Source organism: Kocuria himachalensis, assembly GCF_054784195.1.
The window spans coordinates 1-954 of the sequence record NZ_BAAGPL010000037.1; the positions used below are offsets into that span (position 1 = coordinate 1).

The window sequence follows — 954 nt, forward strand, 5'->3', positions numbered from 1 at the left end:
GCCCCCGGCGCGATCGTCGGGGTCGCCTCCCCGGAGGGCACCTGGACGGCCGCCTACGGGACGGCCGCCCCCGCCACCGGGGAGCCCATGGAGGTGGGGGTGCACACGCGCATCGGCTCGGTCACCAAGCCCTTCACCGCCACCCTGGTCCTGCAGCTGGCCGAGGAGGGACAGCTGTCCCTGGAGGACCCCATCGCCGACTACGTCGAGGGCATCCCTAACGGGGACCGGATCACGCTGCGGCACCTGGCGGACATGACCAGCGGGGTGGCCAGCTACACCCGCAGCACCGCGTTCACGGACCGCTTCTTCGCGGACCCGGAGCAGGCCTTCACCCCGGAGGAACTGGTCGCCGTCGGCGTCTCGGAATCGCCCCTCTTCGCCCCCGGTGAGCAGTTCGACTACTCCAACACCAACTACATCCTGCTGGGCCTGGTCATCGAGCAGGTCACCGGCCGGACGGTCGGGGAGGTGCTGGAGGAGCAGATCTTCGACCCGCTGGAGCTCGACGAGACCGTGTGGCCCGGGGAGTCCACCGAGCTGCCCGCCCCCTACGCCCAGGGCTTCACCCTCCAGGGCGACACCGCGACCCCGGAAGCCCCGGCCGACGCCACCCACTGGAACCCCTCCTGGGGGTTCACCGCCGGGGACCTGATCTCGGACGTGGACGACCTGCTGGTCTTCGGCCGTGCCCTGGGCACCGGGCACGGGCTGCTGGGCCCCGACGCCCAGCGGGAGCGCCTCACCTCGTTCCAGCCCGCCGACCGAGGGTACGGGCTGGGCTTCGGGTGCATCGACGGCTGGGTCGGGCACACCGGGGAGCTGCCCGGCTACAACACCACCGTCTACTACGACACCACCAGCGACACCACCGTGGTCGTGCAGGTCAACAGTGACATCGCCTCCGGGGACTGCCCCGAGTCCCCGGTGCCGGCCGACGACCCGAAGACCCTG

General features: G+C 71.6%; 1 protein-coding gene. It reads left to right on the top strand.

Features of this window, described 5'->3' with window-relative positions; all coding sequences use genetic code 11:
• Positions 1–954, top strand: a 954-nt coding sequence (locus ACYVM4_RS18175; RefSeq protein WP_460669444.1) for a serine hydrolase domain-containing protein, incomplete at both ends; no start/stop codon positions are given.